Consider the following 16,444-nt stretch of genomic DNA (forward strand, 5'->3'; position numbering starts at 1 on the left):
TATGGTTGATCGGCACGACTATGTAGCCCTGGAGTGGGTCAAGGGCGAAATTGCCGAGACCCTGAAGCAGGCGCATCAGGCGCTGGAGCATCTGGCGGACGATCCCCAGGCCCTGGAGGCCATCGACCAGTGCCTGGAAGGCATTCACCTGGTCCATGGCAGCCTGCAGATGGTGGAGTTCTACGGCGCCGCGCTGCTGGCTGAAGAAATGGAAAAGCTCGCCCTGGCCCTGCAGCAGGGGCGCGTGGCCCAGCGCGACGAAGCCCTGCGCCTGCTGCGCCAGGCCATCGGCCAGTTGCCCCAGTACCTGGACCGGGTGCAGAGCGCGCGGCGCGACCTGCCGCTGGTGGTGCTGCCGCTGCTCAACGACCTGCGCAGTGCCCGGGGCGAGAGCCTGCTCTCGGAAACCAGCTTGTTCAGCCCGCAACTGCCCAGCCTGCCGCCCCTGAGCGACAAGGCCCTGGCGGCTTTGGAACCCCTGGAATTGCCCAACCAGTTGCGCAAGCTGCGACACATGTTGCAGACCGCCCTGGTGGATCTGCTGCGCGAGCAGGATGACGAGCAGAGCCTGGGCTACATGGCCAAGGTCTTCGAACGCCTGGAAGCCTTGTGCCAGGACGCCCCGCTGGCGCCCTTGTGGCATATCGCCTCGGCCCTGGTGGAAGGCATGCGCCACGACGAGATCGCCAACAGCCCGGCGGTGCGCAGCCTGCTCAAGGATGCCGACAAGGAGCTCAAGCGTCTGCTGGAACAGGGCATGGCCGGGATCAACCGGCCGGCCCCCGATGAATTGCTCAAGAGCCTGCTGTTCTATATCGCCAAGGCGCGCCATCCCACCCCATTGATGCTGACCATGAAAGAACGTTACGGACTGGATGACGCCTTGCCCGACAGCGCAGTGGTGGACGAGGAGCGGGCCCGCCTGGCCGGCCCCGACCGGGATGCCATGCGTTCGGTGCTGACTGCGGTGTGCGATGGCTTGGTGCGGGTCAAGGAACGCCTCGACCTGTTCGTGCGCAGCGACCGCCAGCACACCGACGACCTCGAAGGGCTGCTGTCGCCCCTGCGGCAGATCGCCGACACCCTGGCGGTGCTGGGCTTCGGCCAGCCGCGCAAGGTCATCATCGATCAGTTGGCGGTGGTCCAGAGCCTGGCCCAGGGCCAGCGCGCGCCGGACGACGCGGTGCTGATGGATGTGGCGGGGGCCCTGTTGTACGTGGAAGCGACCCTGGCCGGCATGGCCGGCACCGTGGAGCCCGAAAGCCGTGAGGAAAGCCGCCTGCCCACCACCGACCTGACCCAGATCCACCAGTTGGTGATACAGGAGGCGCGGGTTTGCCTGCACCAGGCCAAGGACCTGATCGCCGAGTGCATCGAGGCCGACTGGGACGCCGAACACCTGCAGGCGCTGCCCGAGCTGCTGACCCAGGTGCGCGGCGCCCTGGCGATGATCCCGCTGCCCCGCGCGGCGGGGCTGATGCAGGCCTGCCAGCAGTTTGTCGTCGAACACCTGCTGGCGGCCCGTTCCCGGCCCGATTGGCAGCAACTGGACCACCTGGCGGATGTGCTCACCAGCCTGGAGTACTACCTGGAACGCCTGAGCGAGGACCACGAGGCGCCGGGGGAGAAGATCCTCGATGTGGCCCAGCAGGGCCTGCTCGCCCTGGGCTATGTGCCGGTGGAGCAGGTGCCGTTGCTCGATCAGCCCCTGAGCCCCAGCGAAGCCCTGGTGATGCAGGACCTGCAAGAGCTGGACGATCCCCGGGTGGCGCAGTCCCTGGCGGATGTCCTGGCGGTGCCGGTCTCGGCCCTCAACCCGCCGGCCCTGATCACCCCGGGCAGCCTGTTGCCGCCGCCAGGGGACGAGGAGCCGGTGGACGATGAACTGCGGGAAGTCTTCCTCGAAGAAACCGAGGAAGTGCTGGAGATGCTGCGCGAGTACCTGCCGCGCTGGGCCGCGGACCCCCATGGCACATCTGCCCTGAGCGAACTGCGCCGGGCCTTCCACACCCTCAAGGGCAGCGGGCGCATGGTGCGCGCGCTGGTGCTGGGGGAGCTGGCCTGGGCGGTGGAAAACCTCCTCAACCGGGTGCTGGAGCACAGCGTGGAGCCCGGTGTCGAAGCCCGGCAACTGGTGGCCGACACCCTGCAACTGTTGCCGGAGCTGATCGCCGAGTTCGCCCAGCAGGCCCAGCGCCAGCGCGACGATGTCGACCGCCTGGCCGCCCGGGCCCATGCCCTGGCCAATGGCGCGCAAGGCTCGGCGCCAGTGCCGGCCGAGGCCTTGGACCCGCAGTTGCTGGAGATCTTCCGCACCGAGGCCCAGACCCACCTGGACAGCATCAACCGCTTTCTCGAGCAGGCCGCCGAACACGTACCGCTGCAGGCCAGCGACGAACTGCAACGGGCCCTGCACACCCTCAAGGGCAGCGCCTCCATGGCCGGAGTGCTGCCGATTGCCGAGCTGGCCGGCCCTCTGGACCAATTGGCCCGGGAATACCGGGCGCACTTGATCCCCCTGGACCTGGACGAGGTGGAGCTGCTGCTGGAAGCCGAAGGCCTGCTGCGCCGGGGCCTGCGGCAGCTGGACAGCGACCCGCTGGCGCCTATCGATGGCGCCCGCTCCCTGGTGGGGCGCGCCCTGGCCCTGCTGGGGGAGCGCCTGGAAACCCTGCTCAGCGCCCCGGACAGCGCGCCCCGGGCCAAGCGCGACCCGCAGTTGATCAACAACTTCCTGGCCCAGGGCATGGACATCCTGCTGGATGCCGAAAGCCTGCTGCGCCGTTGGCAGCAGCACCCGGGCGAGCGTCAGGAACTCAGCGCCCTGCTGGATGAGTTGACCACCCTGGGCGAGGGCGCGCACCTGGCCGACCTGTACCCGGTGGACGAGCTGTGCGAAGCCTTGCTCGATCTCTATGGCGCGGTGGAAGAGAGCAGCCTGGCCGTCAGCGAGCGATTCTTCCACGAAGCCGAAAGCGCCCATGATGCCTTGATCAACATGCTCGACGAGCTGGCCGCTGGCCAGGAAGTCAGCCCGCGCCCGGAACGGGTGCAGGCCTTGCGCGAGCTGCTGGATGAAGGTCTGGACCCTTCTGCCACGGGCCTGATCAAGAGCGATGGCAGCCGCGCCCTGAGCATCAGCGAACTGGGCGCGGCCACGGCCCGCCTGGAGCAGGCTGAAGCCCCGATGCAGGCGGACGACGAAATTGTCGAGATCTTCCTCGAAGAGGCGGTGGATATCCTCGAAAGCGCCGACCAGGCCCTGCAGCGCTGGCTGGCCGACCCGGACAATGGCGCGCCGCTGTCTTCCCTGCAGCGAGACCTGCACACCCTCAAGGGCGGCGCACGGATGGCCGAAGTGGCACCGGTGGCGGAACTGGCCCAGGAGCTGGAGTCGCTGTACGAGGGGCTGGTGGACCGGCGCTACAGCCACAGCCAGCACCTGGGCCTGCTGTTGCGCAGCAGCCACGAGCAACTGGCACTGCTGCTGGAACAGTTGCAGGGGCAGCATCCCCTGGACGAATCCCGGGCGCAGATCGAGGCCGTGCGGTCGTACCGGCAGCAGGCCGCCAGCACCGGCGAAGTGGCCCAGGGCACGGTCGAGGCAGACCGCGCGGCCCAGGACCCGGAGCTGCTGGAAATCTTCCTCGAAGAAGGTTTCGACATCATCGACAGCTCTGCCGCGGCCCTGGCCCGCTGGCAGGCCGAGCCCCAGGGTCGCCAGGAAGTGGAAACCCTGCTGCGCGACCTGCACACCCTCAAGGGCGGTGCGCGCATGGTGGAAATCGCCCCCATCGGCGATCTGGCCCATGAACTGGAATTTCTCTTCGAAGGCCTGTCCGCCGGCCTGCTGCAACCCAGCCCGGTGCTGTTCACCCTGTTGCAGAAGAGCCACGACCGCCTGGCCCAGATGCTCGATGCGGCCCGTGCCGGCCAGCCCATCGAGCCGGCCCAGAAGCTCATCGATGCGATCCACGACCTGAGCCATCCGCGGGTAGCGACCGGCGTTGCCGCAGAAGCTGCACTGCCCAGCACCAAGCCCGAGCCCGCTGCGCCCGCGGCGGAAGTGGCAGTGGTGGGGGACATGGTCAAGGTCTCGGCAGAGCTGCTGGACGACCTGGTGAACCTGGCCGGGGAAACCTCGATCTTCCGTGGCCGTATCGAACAGCAGGTCAACGATGCGCGCACGGCATTGGGCGAGATGGAAACCACCATCGAGCGCATGCGCGACCAGTTGCGCCGCCTGGACACCGAAACCCAGGGGCGGATTCTCAGCCGCCAGCAGGTGGAGGCCGAGCGCCTGGGCTACGAAGAGTTCGACCCCCTGGAAATGGACCGCCACTCGCAGTTGCAGCAGCTGTCCCGGGCCCTGTTCGAATCGGCTTCGGACCTGCTGGACCTCAAGGAAACCCTGGACCGGCGCAACCACGACGCCGAGAACCTGTTGCAGCAGCAGGGCCGGATCAACACCGAATTGCAGGAAGGCCTGATGCGCACGCGCATGGTGCCGTTCGAGCGCATGGTGCCCAGGCTCAAGCGTATCGTCCGCCAGGTGGCCGAAGAGCTGGGCAAGGACGTGGAGTTCGTGGTCGGCAACGCCGAAGGGGAAATGGACCGCAACGTCCTCGAACGCATGGTCGCGCCCCTGGAACACATGCTGCGCAACGCCGTGGACCACGGCCTGGAATCGGCCGAGGCGCGCCTTGCGGCGGGCAAGCCGGCACAGGGGCGGATCAGCCTGGACCTGTCCCGCGAGGGCGGCGACATGATTTTCGACATGCGCGACGACGGCGCCGGGGTGCCCCTGGAAGCCGTGCGCAAAAAAGCCATCAAGCGCGGCCTGCTGGACCCCGAGGCGCAGCTCAGCGACCGCGAAGTGCTGCAATTCATCATGCAGCCGGGGTTTTCCACCGCCGAGAAGATCACTCAGATTTCCGGGCGCGGGGTGGGCATGGACGTGGTCCATGAAGAGGTGCGCCAGTTAGGCGGCAGCATGAGCATCGACTCGGTTGCCGGCCAGGGCGTGCATTTTCGCATTCGCCTGCCGTTCACCGTGTCGGTCAACCGCGCGCTGATGGTGCAGTGCGCCGACGAGCAGTACGCGATTCCGCTGAATACCGTGGAGGGCATTGTCCGGGTGCTGCCCGCAGAGCTGGACGGCTACTACCAGCTCGACCCACCGCGCTATGAGTACGCCGGCCAGTCTTATCAGCTGTGCTACCTGGGGGAGCTGCTGCACACCGTGCCCCGGCCGAAGCTGCTGGGCCAGGTGCAGCCGCTGCCGGTGCTGCTGGTGCACTGCAACGAGCAGCGCATCGCGGTGCAGGTGGATGCCACCGCCGGCACCCGGGAAATCGTGGTCAAGAGCCTGGGGCCGCAGTTCGCCGCGGTCCAGGGGCTGTCCGGGGCGACGATTCTCGGCGATGGTCGGGTGGTGCTGATTCTCGATTTGCTGGCGCATATCCGCGCCTTGCAGGCCCAGGCACCGCTGCCGCGCCTGGCGGGCGACGAGCCGGCCAGCGAGGTGCAACCGCCGCGGCCGATGCTGGTGCTGGTGGTGGACGACTCGGTCACGGTGCGCAAGGTCACCAGCCGCCTGCTGGAGCGCCACGGCATGAATGTGCTCACCGCCAAGGATGGGGTCGACGCCATGGCGCTGCTGGCCGAGCACACCCCGGACCTGATGCTGCTGGACATCGAAATGCCGCGCATGGATGGCTTCGAGGTAGCGATCCAGGTACGCAACGACCCGCGCCTGCAACACCTGCCGATCATCATGATCACCTCCCGCACCGGCCAGAAACACCGCGACCGGGCCATGGCCATCGGCGTCAACGACTACCTCGGCAAGCCCTATCAAGAGTCGGTGCTGCTGGAAAGCATCGCCCTGTGGAGCAAGACCCATGCTTGATCACCGCGCCAGCACTCTCACCGGGCTGCTGCTGCCCCTGGCCGACCGTACCCTGATCCTGCCCAACGTGGCCGTGGCCGAGCTGATCGACTATCAGCAGGGCACCTTCGACCTGGATTCACCGCCCTGGTACCTGGGCCGGGTGCTGTGGCGCGAGCGGCGGATTCCGCTGATCAGCTTCGAGTCGGCCTGCGGTGGCAGGACCGTGATTGGCGAGCGGGCGCGGATCGTCGTGCTCAATGCCCTGGGCGGGCGCCCGGAGTTGAAGTTCATGGCCCTGCTGGTGCAGGGCATTCCCCGCTCCTGCAAGCTCGACAGCCAGTTGAGCTATGTCGACGTGCCCCTGGCTGCGCTGGAAAAGGCCGCGGTGCAGGTGGCCGAGCAGGTGGCCAAGGTGCCGGACCTGCTGGCCCTGGAAGAGCTGCTGGTGACGGGGCTCTAGGCCTCTTGGCCGGCAAGCCGGCCGCTACATAACACCGCCGGTAGGAGCTGGCTTGCCAGCGAAGGCAGCCCCTCAGCCAATGCGCAACCTGTCCCGCACCTCCATCAGCGCATAGCCCAGCAGATTCAGGCCGCGCCACTGCTCCGGCTGGCTGGCCCTGGCATCCTCGGCGGCCAGGCCGATGCCCCAGATCCGGTCCACCGGGCTGGCTTCCACCAGTACCTGGTCGCCTGTGGACAGCAGGTATTCACCCAGCGCCTGATGTTGGCTGAACTTGGCCAGGTTGCCCTGCACCACGATATCCAGGCGTGCTTCGGTCCAGCGGGCGTCATCGAAGCCGCGCACCTCGCGACCCAGTTGCTTCACGTCGGCGGGCGTCACGGCCTTGAGGATCCGCCCGTGGGTTTCCTGGTCGCCGAACAGCAGGGCCTTGCCGGCCATCATGAAATGCTCGGCGCTGGGGTATCGAATGCCATCGAGTTCCAGACCTGCGTCGAACCACTGGCTGAAACAGCTCTGGGAGATGCGTCCGTCCCGGGTGGGCTGGTGCCCCCAGAACATCAGGTAGTCGGGCTTCAGGCCATGCTTGAGCTGCTCCAGCAGCGCCTGGTTCGAGCGAATCGGTGTGTCCATGCTGACTCTCATCTTGGTCTGCCCAGGCCGCTCATGGGCCGGTACGGCGGGCATTGTGTACCGAGAGAGCATGAGAGTGCCATTTCTCCGCAAATCATTACGCTGAGCGTAACGATCCAACGCCGTGCTTGATTGATGCTCCCCGTTTTCACTCCTAAGGTGACTGCCACGACAGCGAACCCGTGGAGTGAGCATGACAACAATAATTTCCCCCGACGCGCGCTGGTCGCGGCGGCGCAGCGAAAAGCAGCGGCGCCTCGAGCAGGTGCGGGCCATCGCCGATGGCGTGGTGTTGCCGACCGACAAGATCGTCGCGGCCCTGGAAGCGCTGATCCTGCCCGGCGACCGGGTGGTGCTGGAAGGCAACAACCAGAAACAGGCGGACTTTCTCTCCCGCTCCCTGGCCAAGGCCGACCCGGCCAGGCTGCATGACCTGCACATGATCATGCCCAGCGTCGGCCGTTCCGAGCACCTGGACCTGTTCGAGCGCGGCATCGCCCGCAAGCTGGACTTTTCCTTTGCCGGCACCCAGAGCCTGCGCATCAGCCAGTTGCTGGAAGACGGGCTGCTGGAAATCGGCGCCATCCATACCTACATCGAACTCTATGCGCGGCTGGTGGTGGACCTGATCCCCAATGTGGTGCTCTCTGCCGGGTTCATGGCCGACCGCGCCGGCAACATCTACACCGGCCCCAGTACCGAGGACACGCCCGCGCTGATCGAGCCGGCGGCCTTCAGCGACGGCATTGTCATCGTCCAGGTCAACCAGTTGGTGGACGATGTCAGCGAGCTGCCCCGGGTCGACATTCCCGCGTCCTGGGTGGATTTCGTGGTGGTGGCCGACAAGCCGTTCTATATCGAGCCGCTGTTCACCCGCGACCCGCGCCATATCAAGCCGGTGCACGTGCTGATGGCGATGATGGCGATTCGCGGCATCTACGAAAAACACAACGTGCAGTCGCTGAACCATGGCATCGGTTTCAACACCGCGGCCATCGAGCTGATCCTGCCCACCTACGGCCAATCCCTGGGGCTCAAGGGCAAGATCTGCCGCAACTGGACCCTCAATCCTCACCCAACCCTGATTCCGGCCATTGAAAGTGGCTGGGTGGACAGCGTGCATTGCTTCGGCACCGAACTGGGCATGGAAAACTACATCGCCGCGCGTCCGGACGTGTTCTTCACCGGTCGCGACGGTTCCCTGCGTTCCAACCGGATGTTCTGCCAGCTGGCCGGGCAGTACGCGGTGGACCTGTTTATCGGCGCCACCTTGCAGGTGGATGGCGACGGCCATTCCTCCACCGTGACCCGTGGCCGCCTGGCCGGTTTCGGCGGGGCGCCGAACATGGGTCACGACCCCCGCGGGCGCCGCCACGGCACCCCGGCCTGGCTCGATATGCGCCAGGATCAGAGCGATGCACCTCAGGCCATGCTCGAACGCGGCAAGAAGCTGGTGGTGCAGATGGTGGAAACCTTCCAGGAAGGCGGCAAACCGACCTTCGTCGAAACCCTCGACGCGGTGGACGTGGCGCGCAAGAGCGGCATGCCCCTGGCGCCGATCATGATCTACGGCGACGACGTCACCCACCTGCTGACCGAGGAAGGCATCGCCTACCTGTACAAGGCCCGTTCCCTGGAAGAGCGCCAGGCGATGATCGCCGCCGTGGCCGGGGTTACCGCCATCGGCTTGCGCCACAACCCCAAGGACACCGCGCGCATGCGCCGTGAAGGCCTGATTGCCCTGCCGGAAGACCTGGGCATTCGCCGCACCGACGCCAGCCGCGAGCTGCTGGCGGCGAAAAGCGTGGCCGACCTGGTGGAGTGGTCCGGTGGCCTGTACAACCCGCCCGCCAAGTTCAGGAGCTGGTAATGCACGCATTCAACCTGCAATCACCCACCCCGAGCCTGACCGAGCGCCTGGCGGATCTGGCGGTGGACGCGCTGATCGACGAGGCCGACCTGTCGCCCAAGCCGGCCCTGGTGGACCGCCGTGGCAATGGCGCCCACACCGACCTGCACCTGGGCCTGATGCATGCCTCGGCGCTGTCGCTGTGGCCGGCCTTCAAGGAAATGGCCGACGCTGCCCTGCTGCTCGGGGAAGTGGGCCTGCCCCTGCGTGAAGCCCTGGGGCGCATTGGCCGAGAAGGCGAGCAGGCCATGCTCGCCACCACTGGTGGGGTGAATACCCATCGCGGGGCGATCTGGGCCCTGGGGCTGCTGGTGGCCGCCGCCGCGCTGGAACCTCAAGCCACGAGTGCCGGCAGTGTCGCGCTGCGGGCCGCGCGCCTGGCCTTGCTCGAAGACCGTTATGCACCACGCCCCTTGAGCCATGGCGCCCAGGTGGCGTTGCGCTACGGCGTACGCGGTGCCCGCGAAGAAGCCCAGCAAGGCTTTCCCGCGGTGCTGCAACTGGGGCTGCCGCAGCTCAAGCGCAGCCGCGCCCAGGGCCATGGCGAACAGAATGCCCGGCTCGATGCCTTGCTGGCGATCATGAGCCGGCTGGCGGACACCTGCGTGCTCTATCGCGCCGGTGAGCTGGGCCTGCAGGCCATGCAGCAGGGGGCCCGGGCGGTGCTCGATGCTGGTGGCAGCGCCACCCTGGCCGGGCGTCGTCGCCTGCATGAACTGGATCTGCAACTACTGACCTTGAATGCCTCGCCCGGCGGCGCTGCCGACTTGCTGGCGGCCAGCCTGCTGCTGGACCGGATCGAATCCGGCGATGCTGTTAACCAGGGAGCGAACTGATGGAAACCTTGTCCTTTGAATTCCCCGCCGGCCAGCCCGGCCGTGGCCGCGCCCTGGTGGGCTGTGTCGGCTCCGGCGACCTGGAAGTGCTGCTGGAGACGGGGCAGCCCGGCAAATTGAGCATCCAGGTACAGACCTCGGTAAACGGCAGCGCATCGCGCTGGCAGCACCTGTTCGAGCGCATGTTCGACGGCCAGACGCCGCCGGCGCTGTTGATCGACATCCATGATTTCGGTGCCACCCCCGGGGTGGTGCGCCTGCGCCTGGAACAGGGCTTCGAGGAGATCGGCCATGACTGACAGCGCACGCTTGTTGAACAAGCACAGCTTCGTCGAGCTGGGTGCTCGGCAGCGGGCCCGGGCACTCCTGGATGCCGGCAGCTTTCGTGAGTTGCTGGACCCGTTCCAGCGGGTCATGTCGCCCTGGCTGGAGCGCCAGGGCGTAGTGCCCCAGGCTGATGACGGGGTGGTGATCGCCAAGGGCAGCATCGCTGGTTCGCCGGTGGTGATTGCTGCCATCGAAGGCGCTTTCCAGGGCGGCAGCCTCGGTGAAGTGGGCGGGGCGAAGATTGCCGGCGCCCTGGAGCTGGCCGCCGAGGACAACCGCAACGGCATCCCGACCCGCGCCGTGATGCTGCTGGAAACCGGCGGCGTGCGCCTGCAGGAAGCCAACCTGGGGCTGGCGGCGATTGCCGACATTCATGCGGCGATTGTCGACCTGCGCCAGTACCAGCCGGTGGTCGGCGTGGTGGCCGGCAGCGTCGGCTGCTTTGGCGGCATGTCGATTGCCGCCGGTTTGTGCAGTTATCTGCTGGTCACCCAGGAAGCGCGCCTGGGGCTCAACGGCCCGCAGGTGATCGAGCAGGAAGCGGGCCTTGAGGAATACGACTCCCGGGACCGGCCTTTCATCTGGAGCCTGACCGGCGGCGAGCAGCGTTTCGCCAGTGGCCTGGTGGACCGCTACGTGGCTGACGATGTGGCACTGATCCAGGCCCAGGTCCGTGAGCTGCTGGCCCTGGGCTTGCCGTCGCGGCAACGCAGCCGCGAGGCCGAGCTGTACCTGCAACGTCTGTCCCGCTTGGACACTACGCCGCAAATCGATGCGGCGACGGTTCGCGACCTGTATCAAGGAGACCGCCCATGACTGCTAGTTCCCTGCGGGGCCTGAACTGGTTCGACGCCTTGAGTGGCGATGCGACCCCCGTGAGCGGCCTGCCACGTTCCTTGAAGGTTGCCGACGGCCAGTTGGACGGGCAGCCGGCGCGCTTCATTGCGGTAGTGCCTGACCCCGACAACCGTTTTCCCCGCGCACGCCAGGGCGAGGTCGGCCTGCTGGAAGGCTGGGGGCTGGCCAAGGCAGTGGATGAGGTGATCCGCGCCGATCAGGACCAGGAGCACAAGCGGGCGCTGATCGCCATTGTCGATGTGCCGAGCCAGGCCTATGGCCGGCGCGAAGAGGCGCTGGGCATTCATCAGGCCCTGGCGGGCGCCGCCGACAGCTATGCCCGGGCCCGCCTGGCCGGGCACCCGGTGATTGCCCTGCTGGTGGGCAAGGCCATGTCCGGGGCCTTTCTGGCCCATGGGTATCAGGCCAACCGCTTGATCGCCCTGCGTGACCCGGGGGTGATGGTGCACGCCATGGGCAAGGCCTCGGCGGCGCGGGTGACCCTGCGCAGCGTCGAGGAGCTGGAAGCCCTGGCCGCCAGCGTGCCGCCCATGGCCTATGACATCGACAGCTACGCGGGCCTGGGCCTGCTGTGGGAAACCCTGTCGGTGCGGCAGATTGAGCAGCCGACGGCGGAGGATCTGGCCCGGGTCAATCAATGCCTGTTGGCGGCGATTGCCGATGTGCGGGCCAAGGGCGTCGACCTCGGTAGCCGTCTGGGCGCGGTGAACCGGGCGGCGTCGAGCCGAGTCCGGCAGTTGCTGCGGGAGCAGTGGTGAGCGGGTGCGGCCCCTGGCTGCCCCACGACCTGCTGTGGGGCATGACCCCGGCACAGTTGCCGGGCGATGCGCCGGCCTGGGCCCATGCGGTGCTGGAGGCCGGGCAGCCGGTGGTGGTGCGCCGGGCCCTGACTGCACCGGGGCAGGTTGCGGTGGGTTTGCGCGGTGTTTCCCGGGAACAGCGCTATCCGGCGCTGCTGGATCTGCAAGCCGTGCAGCGCGGGGTGCGCCCCGAGCAGCTGTGTCATGTACCGCCCCAGGGCCCATGGCCGGCGTTGCAGGCGTTGCAGCACTTGCGCGATGAACTGGATGCCCAGGAGTGGATCTGGGGCGTGAGTGGCAGTGCCGGTTTCGAGCTGGCCAGCGGCGTGGCGGCCTTGCATCAGCACAGCGACCTGGACCTGATCCTGCGTACCCCGGAGCTTCTGCCACGGGCCCGGGCCCGTGAATTGCTGGCGCTGCTGGACGGCGCCGGTTGCCCGGTGGATATGCAATTGCAGGTGCCCGGCGGCGCCCTGGCCCTGCGCGAATGGGCCGGGCCGGCTGCCCGGGTTCTGCTCAAGAGCGCCAGTGGCGCGCGCCTGGTCAGCGACCCCTGGAACCCTCAGGAGCAGGCGGCATGAGCAGCCTGCTGGTGTTTCCGGGCCAGGGCGCGCAGCAGCCGGGGATGCTCCAGCGTCTGCCGCAAAGCCCGCAAGCGCGGGCCTGCCTGCAAGAGGCCAGCGATGTGCTGGGGCAGGACGTACTGACGCTGGATTCACCCCAAGCCCTGGCCAGCACCCGGGCGGTGCAGCTGTGCCTGCTGATCGCCGGCGTGGCGGCGGCGCGCACTCTGTTGCAGCCCGATACTCGGGTGAACTACGTGGCGGGCCTGTCCATCGGCGCCTATCCGGCGGCGGTGGTGGCCGGGGCCCTGGAGTTTGCCGACGCCTTGCGCCTGGTGAGCCTGCGGGGTGAGTTGATGCAGCAGGCTTATCCACAGGGCTATGGCATGACCGCATTGATCGGCCTGGAACTGGCGGCGGTGGAAGGGCTGCTGGCCCAGGTCCACAGCCCGCAGAGGCCGGTGTACCTGGCCAATATCAACGCCGACAACCAGGTGGTGATCGCCGGCAGCGATGCCGCGATGCATGCCGTGGCCGAGTTGGCCCGGGGTTGCGGGGTCGGCGTGGCCAAGCGCCTGGCGGTCAGCGTGCCGTCCCATTGCCCACTGCTGGAACAACCGGCCCAGGCCCTGGCTGCCGCCTTTGCCGAGGTACCCCTGCAACTGCCGAAGCTGGCCTACCTCAGTGGCAGCCGAGCGCGGCCCATGCGCTCCGTGGAAGCGTTGCGCGACGACCTGGCCTTCAACATGTGCCGCGTCGTCGACTGGCGCGGCACGGTGCAAAGCGCGTACGAGCGCGGGGTGCGCCTGCAGATCGAATTGCCTCCCGGCGCGGTACTGACCGGGCTGGCCCGCCGGGTGTTTGCCCAAGGGACGGTGATCGCCTTCGACGGCGCGCGCCTGGATACCCTGCAAGCCCTGTTGAGTGAGGAGGGAAGCCGCGACCGATAGAGCACCGACTCAGGCTGACGAAGCACAAGAACAACAACTTCGACGATGCACTTTGAGGACTACGACAATGATTATCTACGGTGTGGCCTTCCTGGCCTTTTGTACCCTGGTGGGTATTTTCATCGGTGAGCTGCTGGGCAAATTGATCGGCGTACCGGCCAATGTCGGCGGCGTCGGTATTGCCATGCTGCTGTTGATCGGCCTGGGCAGCTACCTGCACAAGCGCGGGTTGTTCGCCGGCAAGTCCGAGCAGGGTGTGGAGTTCTGGGGCGCGGTGTACATCCCCATCGTGGTGGCCATGGCCGCCCAGCAGAACGTCTATGGCGCGCTCAAGGGCGGGCCGATGGCGATTCTCGCCGGTACCCTGGCGGTAGTGATCGCCTTCGCCCTGGTACCGGTGCTGGTACGCATCGGCAACAAGGCGCCGGATGCGGCCGTTGCTCAGAAAACAGTGGGGTAAGGGCCATGTACGAATCGATGATGAAGGTCATTACCGGCTACGGGCTGATCAGCGGCTTCGCGGTGATCGGGATCACCATGTGGGTGTCCTACTGGATCTCCAACACCTTTACCAAGGGCCGCCTGCACGGCTCGGCCATCGCCATTCTTTTGGGGCTGGTGCTGTCTTACGTGGGCGGCGCCTTCACCGGCGGGCAGAAGGGCGTAGTAGATATTCCGCTGCTGTCGGGCATCGGCCTGCTGGGCGGGGCCATGCTGCGGGACTTCGCGATTGTCGCCACGGCCTTCGGGGTCAGTGTCGAGGAGCTCAAGCGCGCCGGATTCGTCGGCGTACTGGCGCTGTTCGTCGGGGTCGGCTCGTCCTTTGTGGCTGGAGTCGGCGTGGCCATGGCCTTTGGGTATACCGATGCGGTGAGCCTGACCACCATTGGCGCCGGGGCGGTGACCTACATCGTCGGTCCGGTGACCGGGGCGGCGATTGGCGCCAGTTCCGAAGTCATGGCGCTGTCGATTGCCGCGGGCTTGATCAAGGCGATCCTGGTGATGGTGATGACGCCGTTCGTGGCGCCGTTGATCGGCCTCAACAACCCGCGCAGCGCGGTGATCTTCGGCGGCCTGATGGGCACCTCCAGCGGTGTTGCCGGGGGGCTGGCGGCCACCGATCCGAAGTTGGTGCCCTACGGTTGCCTGACGGCGGCGTTCTACACCGCCCTGGGTTGCCTGCTGGGGCCGTCGTTGCTGTTCCTGCTGATGCGCGGCCTGCTGGGCGCGTAGGCACCGGCCTCTAGGTACTTTGCCGGTTGGCGTACATCCGGCATTCGGCCAGGAGCGCCAACAGGTTCGGGTCGCGCTCCTTGGCCTTGAGAAACACCACGCCGATATGCTGCTGCAGGCGGTAGCGCGCCTGCAGTGGTATCAGTTTCACGCGGTTCTCATACACCGCCGCGATCCTCCCCGGCAGCAACGCATAACCGACCCCGGAGCTGACCATGCTCAGCAGGGTGAAGATGTCGTTGACCTGCATCGCCACCTTGGGTTCGAACCCCGCCTGCTTGAACACTCGCACCCCGTCCTGATGGGTGGCAAAGCCCTGGGTCAGGGTGATGAAGGTGGCGTCGCGCACGTCGGCCAGGTCCACTTCGCTCTGCTGGGCAAAGGGCGAATCGGCGGGGGTGGCGAGAAAAATGTCATCGGAAAACAACGGCAGTTGCTCGCAGTCCGGGTCATGGGCGCTGTCGTCCAGGGAAATCAGGATGGCGTCCACTTCCATGTTCTTGAGCTTGTACAACAGGTCGATGTTGGAGCCCAGGATCAGGTCGATGTTCAGCTCGCTGCGGCGCAGCTTGAGGCCCATGATCAGCTGCGGCACGGTTTTCACCGTTAGCGAGTAAAGTGCGCCGAGCTTGAAGCGTTCTGCTGAAAAGCCCGCGGCTTCGCGGGTCAGGCGCACGCTCTCGACCACGTCCTGCACCAGCTTCTGTGCCCGTTCTTCCAGGACGAAGGCGCTTTCCAGGGGCGTCAGGTTGCGCCCTTCATGCTTGAACAGCGGGCAGCGCAGGGCATTTTCCAGGGAGTGGATGGCCCGGTGCACGCTGACATTGCTGGTCTGCAACTCGGCGGCAGCGCGTGCCAGGTTGCCGGTGCGCATGAAGGCCAGAAACACTTCGAGCTTTTTCAGGGTCAACTCTTCGTCGATGAGCATGGTCCGGACTCTGCTGAGGAGGGGCTGATGATGCCCGATCGGTCAGGACGTGGCCGCTGGTTTTTTCTCGGCCGCGCCCCAATAGACATATTGCGCTTTCAAGCTGCAGGCCTGAGCCTTGCGTGTTTTTTCAATGTTTCAAGGGTGAGCGACTGATGTATCACGGAGAAAGATTCAACGCCTGGACCCACCTGCTGGGGGCAATCGCGGCGTTTATCGGCGGCATCTGGCTGGTGGTGCTGGCCAGCCTGGATGGCAGCCCGTGGAAGATCGTCAGCGTGGCGATCTATTCCTTCACCTTGCTGGTGCTCTACAGCGTGTCCACGGTCTACCACAGCGTGCGCGGACGGGCGAAGAACATCATGCAGAAGGTTGATCATTTTTCGATCTACCTGCTGATTGCCGGCAGTTACACGCCGTTCTGTCTGGTGACCCTGCGCGGGCCCTGGGGCTGGACCCTGTTCGGCATCGTCTGGGGGCTGGCGCTGATCGGCATCCTCCAGGAGATCAAGCCGCGCTCCGAGGCGCGGATTCTCTCCATCGTGATCTACGCGGTGATGGGCTGGATCGTCCTGGTGGCGGTCAAGCCGCTGCTGGCGGCCCTGGGGCCAGCCGGCTTCGCCTGGCTGGCCACGGGCGGGGTGCTGTACACCGTGGGCATCATCTTCTTTGCCCTCGACAGCCGCCTGCGTCATGCCCACGGCATCTGGCACCTGTTCGTGATCGCCGGCAGCCTGCTGCATTTCGTCGCGATCCTGTTCTACGTCCTGTAGCGGCCGGCTGGCCGGCGCAGCGGGTCCTCTGGATTAGCACCGTGCTGGCGGACGCCTTCGCTGGCAAGCCAGCTCCTACGGGGCGGGGTGTTGTGGATTGGTGTAGGAGCCGGCTTGCCGGCGAAGAGGCCCTCTGGATTAGCACCGGGCTGGCGGACGCTTTCGCTGGCAAGCCAGCTCCTGCGGGGCGGGGTGTTGTGGATTGGTGCAGGAGCCGGCTTGCCGGCGAAGAGGCCCTCTGGATTAGCACCGGGCTGGCGGATGCTTTCGCTGGCAAGCCA

At 66.7% G+C, this 16,444-nt stretch carries 14 protein-coding genes; 12 read left to right on the forward strand and 2 right to left on the reverse strand.

Annotated elements, in window-relative coordinates; genetic code table 11:
- Position 1: 1 nt before the first annotated feature.
- Together A9971_RS19170 and A9971_RS19175 are read left to right on the forward strand one after the other, a co-directional pair.
- Entirely contained in the window at positions 2-5,911 is a 5,910-nt protein-coding gene (locus A9971_RS19170) for an Hpt domain-containing protein (RefSeq protein ID WP_183001155.1), read from the forward strand.
- Positions 5,904-6,353, forward strand: a complete 450-nt coding sequence (locus A9971_RS19175) for a chemotaxis protein CheW (RefSeq protein WP_065365092.1) — start codon at positions 5,904-5,906, stop codon at positions 6,351-6,353. Before A9971_RS19170 ends, A9971_RS19175 begins: the two co-directional genes overlap by 8 nt.
- A gap of 72 nt (positions 6,354-6,425) precedes the next feature.
- On the opposite strand, the gene A9971_RS19180 is transcribed toward A9971_RS19175, so the two are convergent.
- On the reverse strand, positions 6,426-6,986 hold the full coding sequence (locus A9971_RS19180; RefSeq protein WP_053160314.1) for an NADAR family protein: 561 nt from the start codon (positions 6,984-6,986) through the stop codon (positions 6,426-6,428).
- 193 nt (positions 6,987-7,179) lie between these two features.
- Between A9971_RS19180 and mdcA the strand changes: the two genes are divergently transcribed.
- From mdcA to madM, 9 genes are all read left to right on the forward strand, one after another.
- Positions 7,180-8,856, forward strand: coding sequence for a malonate decarboxylase subunit alpha (gene mdcA / locus A9971_RS19185; protein WP_041120237.1), 1,677 nt, complete (start codon positions 7,180-7,182; stop codon positions 8,854-8,856).
- Positions 8,856-9,731, forward strand: a complete 876-nt coding sequence (locus tag A9971_RS19190; RefSeq protein ID WP_183001154.1) for a triphosphoribosyl-dephospho-CoA synthase — start codon at positions 8,856-8,858, stop codon at positions 9,729-9,731. The genes mdcA and A9971_RS19190 overlap by 1 nt, the downstream gene beginning before the upstream one ends.
- Positions 9,731-10,030 (forward strand): malonate decarboxylase subunit delta, encoded by a 300-nt coding sequence (locus A9971_RS19195; RefSeq protein WP_183001153.1) that lies wholly within the window; start codon positions 9,731-9,733, stop codon positions 10,028-10,030. The genes A9971_RS19190 and A9971_RS19195 overlap by 1 nt, the downstream gene beginning before the upstream one ends.
- A complete protein-coding gene (locus tag A9971_RS19200; RefSeq protein ID WP_183001152.1) occupies positions 10,023-10,874 on the forward strand; it encodes a biotin-independent malonate decarboxylase subunit beta in 852 nt (283 codons plus the stop codon). Before A9971_RS19195 ends, A9971_RS19200 begins: the two co-directional genes overlap by 8 nt.
- Positions 10,871-11,674, forward strand: a complete 804-nt coding sequence (mdcE, locus tag A9971_RS19205; protein WP_019095279.1) for a biotin-independent malonate decarboxylase subunit gamma — start codon at positions 10,871-10,873, stop codon at positions 11,672-11,674. Before A9971_RS19200 ends, mdcE begins: the two co-directional genes overlap by 4 nt.
- Complete coding sequence (locus A9971_RS19210) at positions 11,671-12,297, forward strand: malonate decarboxylase holo-ACP synthase (RefSeq protein WP_011063989.1); 627 nt, start codon at positions 11,671-11,673, stop codon at positions 12,295-12,297. Before mdcE ends, A9971_RS19210 begins: the two co-directional genes overlap by 4 nt.
- Positions 12,294-13,229 (forward strand): malonate decarboxylase subunit epsilon, encoded by a 936-nt coding sequence (gene mdcH, locus A9971_RS19215; protein ID WP_183001150.1) that lies wholly within the window; start codon positions 12,294-12,296, stop codon positions 13,227-13,229. The genes A9971_RS19210 and mdcH overlap by 4 nt, the downstream gene beginning before the upstream one ends.
- A 67-nt stretch (positions 13,230-13,296) precedes the next feature.
- Positions 13,297-13,689, forward strand: a complete 393-nt coding sequence (madL, locus tag A9971_RS19220; RefSeq protein ID WP_060841513.1) for a malonate transporter subunit MadL — start codon at positions 13,297-13,299, stop codon at positions 13,687-13,689.
- A 5-nt stretch (positions 13,690-13,694) separates the two neighbouring features.
- Positions 13,695-14,462, forward strand: a complete 768-nt coding sequence (gene madM, locus A9971_RS19225; RefSeq protein WP_016968745.1) for a malonate transporter subunit MadM — start codon at positions 13,695-13,697, stop codon at positions 14,460-14,462.
- Between the two features lie 10 nt (positions 14,463-14,472).
- On the opposite strand, the gene A9971_RS19230 is transcribed toward madM, so the two are convergent.
- Positions 14,473-15,390, reverse strand: a complete 918-nt coding sequence (locus tag A9971_RS19230; protein WP_077934903.1) for a LysR substrate-binding domain-containing protein — start codon at positions 15,388-15,390, stop codon at positions 14,473-14,475.
- Between the two features lie 155 nt (positions 15,391-15,545).
- On the opposite strand from A9971_RS19230, the gene A9971_RS19235 reads away from it, so the two are divergent.
- Complete coding sequence (locus A9971_RS19235) at positions 15,546-16,163, forward strand: hemolysin III family protein (protein WP_011063984.1); 618 nt, start codon at positions 15,546-15,548, stop codon at positions 16,161-16,163.
- Positions 16,164-16,444 lie beyond the last annotated feature (281 nt).

It is taken from the genome of Pseudomonas sp. UME65 (genome assembly GCF_014170225.1).
In the GTDB taxonomy this organism is placed as follows: domain Bacteria; phylum Pseudomonadota; class Gammaproteobacteria; order Pseudomonadales; family Pseudomonadaceae; genus Aquipseudomonas; species Aquipseudomonas protegens.

Excerpts from the sequence above, each read along its gene's own strand:
- A9971_RS19175 (WP_065365092.1), top strand. The coding sequence starts at position 5,904 with ATGCTTGATCACCGCGCCAGCACTCTCACCGGGCTGCTGCTGCCCCTG.
- A9971_RS19190 (WP_183001154.1), top strand. The coding sequence starts at position 8,856 with ATGCACGCATTCAACCTGCAATCACCCACCCCGAGCCTGACCGAGCGC.
- mdcE (WP_019095279.1), top strand. The coding sequence starts at position 10,871 with ATGACTGCTAGTTCCCTGCGGGGCCTGAACTGGTTCGACGCCTTGAGT.
- A9971_RS19180 (WP_053160314.1), bottom strand. The coding sequence starts at position 6,986 with ATGGACACACCGATTCGCTCGAACCAGGCGCTGCTGGAGCAGCTCAAG.
- mdcH (WP_183001150.1), top strand. The coding sequence starts at position 12,294 with ATGAGCAGCCTGCTGGTGTTTCCGGGCCAGGGCGCGCAGCAGCCGGGG.
- A9971_RS19200 (WP_183001152.1), top strand. The coding sequence starts at position 10,023 with ATGACTGACAGCGCACGCTTGTTGAACAAGCACAGCTTCGTCGAGCTG.
- A9971_RS19230 (WP_077934903.1), bottom strand. The coding sequence starts at position 15,390 with ATGCTCATCGACGAAGAGTTGACCCTGAAAAAGCTCGAAGTGTTTCTG.
- A9971_RS19235 (WP_011063984.1), top strand. The coding sequence starts at position 15,546 with ATGTATCACGGAGAAAGATTCAACGCCTGGACCCACCTGCTGGGGGCA.
- A9971_RS19170 (WP_183001155.1), top strand. The coding sequence starts at position 2 with ATGGTTGATCGGCACGACTATGTAGCCCTGGAGTGGGTCAAGGGCGAA.
- madL (WP_060841513.1), top strand. The coding sequence starts at position 13,297 with ATGATTATCTACGGTGTGGCCTTCCTGGCCTTTTGTACCCTGGTGGGT.
- mdcA (WP_041120237.1), top strand. The coding sequence starts at position 7,180 with ATGACAACAATAATTTCCCCCGACGCGCGCTGGTCGCGGCGGCGCAGC.
- A9971_RS19195 (WP_183001153.1), top strand. The coding sequence starts at position 9,731 with ATGGAAACCTTGTCCTTTGAATTCCCCGCCGGCCAGCCCGGCCGTGGC.
- madM (WP_016968745.1), top strand. The coding sequence starts at position 13,695 with ATGTACGAATCGATGATGAAGGTCATTACCGGCTACGGGCTGATCAGC.